3 protein-coding genes and 1 pseudogene are annotated in these 4,184 nt (G+C 72.2%); 3 read left to right on the forward strand and 1 reads right to left on the reverse strand.

Going from position 1 to position 4,184, the window contains the following annotated elements; all coding sequences use genetic code 11:
- Positions 1-357 (reverse strand): annotated as a pseudogene (locus tag KBZ10_RS28825) (hypothetical protein); the annotation flags it as partial.
- Positions 358-622: 265 nt separating this feature from the next.
- On the opposite strand from KBZ10_RS28825, the gene KBZ10_RS28830 reads away from it, so the two are divergent.
- From KBZ10_RS28830 to KBZ10_RS28840, 3 genes are all read left to right on the forward strand, one after another.
- On the forward strand, positions 623-1,822 hold the full coding sequence (locus KBZ10_RS28830) for a hypothetical protein (protein WP_210990694.1): 1,200 nt from the start codon (positions 623-625) through the stop codon (positions 1,820-1,822).
- Positions 1,823-2,826: 1,004 nt separating this feature from the next.
- Positions 2,827-3,573: an IPT/TIG domain-containing protein gene (locus KBZ10_RS28835; protein WP_210990695.1), complete on the forward strand. Its 747-nt coding sequence runs from the start codon at positions 2,827-2,829 to the stop codon at positions 3,571-3,573.
- A 148-nt stretch (positions 3,574-3,721) separates the two neighbouring features.
- A partial coding sequence (locus tag KBZ10_RS28840; RefSeq protein ID WP_247703153.1) for an IPT/TIG domain-containing protein occupies positions 3,722-4,184 on the forward strand: 463 nt, incomplete at its 3' end.

Raw genomic sequence — 4,184 nt, forward strand, 5'->3', positions numbered from 1 at the left:
CAGGACGTTGACGGTCACCATGTCGGCGGAGTTGCCGCAGTTGAGGTTTTGCCGGCCGCTCTGCGCGGTGGTGAACTGCGAGCCCAGCGCGGTCTCCCCGGCGGCGGTCGCGGGGGTGGCGGTCCCGTCCCCCTCCAGCTCCGCGCACCTCTCCCGCCTGCTGCTGGTGCCCGTAATGCTCGCGTCCACGAGGTCATGGCTGTTGCCGCAGTCGACCTTGTGCTCCCCGGACTGGGCAGTGGTGAACACCCCGCCCGGTGCCGGGATACCGAGATCCTGTGCCTGTGCTCCCCCGCCGGTGCTCACTGCGGTCCCCAGGGCGAGGACCAGGACAGCCTTCCTGCCGCTTACACGCATCGCTGCTCCCGTCATCGCGGGGTGCCGGAACGGACCCCGGTTCCGGTCAACTGTCCGCGCGCCCCCGGGGTCACGGCCGGATGCGGAGATTGCCCGAAGGGTATGCGGTGCGGCGCAGGCGCTGCGCGCCCACGGTGGGCGCGCACACCCGAACGAGGTATTCGGATGAATCCGTGGCCGGCTTCGTGTCTCGCGGCCCGGGGCGGGGTTAGCAGACGGAGGGAGAACAAGCCCCGGTGATACGGGAATCCGCCCAGGAGGAGCGATGAAGACTGCCATGGTGCGCGGGAGAAGGGCAGCGACGATGACGGCGGTGGCCCTGGTTGCGGCGATGTCCTCCGGTGTGAGTGCGGCCGCGTCCCTGCCCGAGGGCGGCGCCGAGGCCACCGGAGGGGCCGGGGTGGCCGAAGTGTCCGGCCAGGACACCGCGTTGAACGGCCGGCAGAACAACTCCTGCGGGAACGTCCCCGCCTTCCCCGGAATCGTGTTCGACGGCCGGTCGCTGGCCGACTGCGCGGGGACCGACCGTTCCCACCGGACAGGTGTGCTGGGCACGGCCGGCGGCGCCACCGCGACCGGCGGTGACGGCGGCGCCTACCAGCAGAACACCGCCGAGCAGGGCCGGCAGAACAACGCCTGCGGAAATCTCAACAGTCTCGTCGGCATGTCCGGTGTGACGGAGGCGGATTGCGCCGCCGCGGACACTTCGTGGAGCAGGGGTGTCGTCCACCGCGGCGACGGTGCCGCCGCGACCGGCGGTGACGGCGGCGCCTACCAGCAGAACACCGCCCAGGAGGGACGGCAGAACAACTCCTGCGGTAACACCAACAACACCACGGTCTCCGGTGCGACGGAGGTGGACTGCGCGGCGGGCAACGCGTCGGTGAGCAAGGGCGTCGTCCACCACGACGAGGGCGCCGCCGCGACCGGCGGTGACAGCGTTTTCGGCGCGTCGGCGCAGGACACGGCCCAGGAGGGGCGGCAGAACAACTCCTGCGGGAACACCAACCTCGGTGGAACACCCGGTGAGACCCACACGGACTGCGCGGCGAACGACGCGTCGGTGAGCAGGGGCGCCGTCCACCGCGGTGGTGGTGCCGCCGCGACCGGCGGTGACAGTGGCTTCAGCGCCACAGCGCAGAACACCGCCCAGGAGGGCCGGCAGAACAACTCCTGTGGCAACGCCAACGCCGGCTCCGTCTTCGGCGCGATGGAGGCCGACTGCGCCGCGACCGACGCGTCGGTGTCCCGAGGCGTCATCCGCCACAGCGGCGGCGCCGCCGCGACCGGCGGTTCCGGCCTCTCGACACTGTTCCAGCAGAACACCGCCCAGGACGGCCGGCAGAACAACGTCTGCGGCAACTCCAACGGTTTCGCGCTCGACTCGGGCCGGACGCAGGCCCGGTGCTCCACGGTCGACACCTCCACCGAGAACAAAACGAACGCGGGCCGGGTGCGACGCTGACAAGCCGGTCCTTTCCGTAGCCGGACGCCCCCGGCGGGGAGGTCTTCCCCGCCGGGGGCGTCCGGGTGTCCGGGTGTCCGGATGGCCACCGCCGCGGCCGTGCCGCCCCGGTCCGGGGGCGGTGGCGGAGCGCGGTGCCCGGGGTGTCGAAGCCGGTGGGGTGAAGGGCCGTGACACGGTGGGGAGTACGGCAGGTGCGCGCCGTGACCCGTGCTCTCGGCGGAGAGCGGAGAGCGGAGAGCGGAGAGCGGGGAGCGCGGCGCAGGCCGGCACCCGCGCACACGGCACCCCTTCCGGCCTGAACGGCCCGGCGCTCGCGGCGTGCGGCGCGTGCCGGGGTAACCGCCCCGGTAGTACACCCGGACGGCGGTCGTGGTCGTGCGCTCGCCTGTCCGAGTGGCTCTCGGTGTTGGCTCTTGTTGCCTTCATCACCGGAATGGCTTACTGGTCATGAGCCGGAGTGGTGAGGGAACCCATCTCTTTCCAGGACGGCGGCCACGGGCCCGGCCGCCGGCTCATCAAGGGAACGCAGCAGAGTCTGTTCCGCCCCGGACAGCCACCGGCGGCCGGGATGGACGCGGCAGCCAGGAGCCGGTGCCGCGGCCGGGGCGGCTGGTGCGGCGGATGTCTCCGCCGACCGGGAGTCCGTCCGCGGCGACCGCGCACTCCTCAACCATCCATTGACATCACGCAGCCACGGTGCCGTACCCGGCGACTGTCCCCGGGCGGTGCCGGGGTTCTTGGAGTGGGACCGTTCCCGGCCGACGGGGACGGCTCCGGTATTGCCGTCGGCTCGTCGGCCCCGGCAACCAGTTCCGCACCGCCCGCGGCCGTCCCGCCACGGGACGTCCCCGCGGCCCCAAGGACCGCGGGCGACCGGTTGGTGCTCCCGGCGACCGGGCGCCGGCGGCAGGTTCCGTCGGCTGTTCATCTCCCTCCATAGGCACCACCGAGGTCCGCACACACCACCGACCGCGTCAGCGGGATCGACCAGGAGGCACACCATGCCCATCTCACCCGATCAAGGTTCCACCGGGGGCGGCACTTCCGTCACCATCACCGGGACCAACCTCACCGGCACGTCCGAGGTGACGTTCGGGACGAAGGAGGCCACCAGCGTCGTCAACGTCTCCCCGACCGAGGTGACCGCCGTCTCCCCGTCCGGCACCGGCACGGTCGATGTGACCGTGACCACCCCCGGGGGGACCAGCAACCCCGTGCCGTTCTTCTACGTGGGTGCGCCGTTCAAGTCCGCGCTGAGCCCCACCGAAGGGATCACCACGGGCGGCAACACCGTCACCATCACCGGCACCGGTCTCTCCACGGCCACCAGTGTGTCGTTCGGGGGCACGACCGCCGTGCCGACCGTGACCAGCGACAGCCAGCTGACCGTCGCCGTCCCCGCCGGCACCGGGCCGGGGCCGGTTCCGGTCAGTGTGACCACCGCCGGGGGCGTCAACAACGGACTCAGCTACACCTACGTCGACGCTCCGACGCTCGGCAGCCTCACCCCGACCAGTGGTCCGACGACCGGCGGAACGGCGGTCACCATCACCGGCACCAACCTGACCACGACCCAGCAGGTCACCTTCGGCGTCAACCCGGCCTCGTTCTCCGTGGTCAACAGCACGACTGTGTCGGCGGTCACCCCGGCCGGCGTCGCGGGTGCCGTCGACGTCACCATCACCAACGCCGCCGGCAGCGACACCGCGCTCGCTGCCTTCACGTACGTCGCCGGGCCCGGTATCTGATCCCGGACGGCCCATCGGTTCGGCGGGCGGTAACCGGTGCCGGGTCCTCGGCGGCCCGACCAGGTGCCGTCCCGCCGCCGTCCGGGCCTGCGGCGGCCCAGTGCTCCGGCCGGCCGGAGTTCCCTTCGAACCGATGAGGAGAGCTGTCTTGGCTCCCCCTGTGCTCACCTCCGTGGTCCCCCAGCAGGGGGCGAGGACGGGCGGTACTCCGGTCACCTTGACCGGCAGTGGTCTCGGCGGTGCGACGGCGGTGCGGTTCGGTACGGCGCCGGCGGCCTCGTTCACCGTGGTGTCGGCGACGCGGATCGACGCCGTGGCTCCTGCGGGGAACGGCACCGTCCATGTGACCGTCAGTACCCCGGGCGGCACGAGCACCCAGCCCGTGATCTTCACCTATGTCACGGCGTCCCTTCCGTCCGTGACGAGTGTGGTCCCCGACCGGGGGCCGGCGGCGGGCGGTACTCCGGTCACCTTGACCGGCAGTGGTCTCGGCGGTGCGACGGCGGTGCGGTTCGGTACGGCGCCGGCGGCCTCGTTCACCGTGGTGTCGGCGACGCGGATCGACGCCGTGGCTCCTGCCGGGAGCCCCGGTCCGGTGGCCGTCACGGTCA

Origin of the sequence: Streptomyces sp. F63 (assembly GCF_018070345.1) — a bacterium.
Lineage (GTDB): Bacteria > Actinomycetota > Actinomycetes > Streptomycetales > Streptomycetaceae > Streptomyces.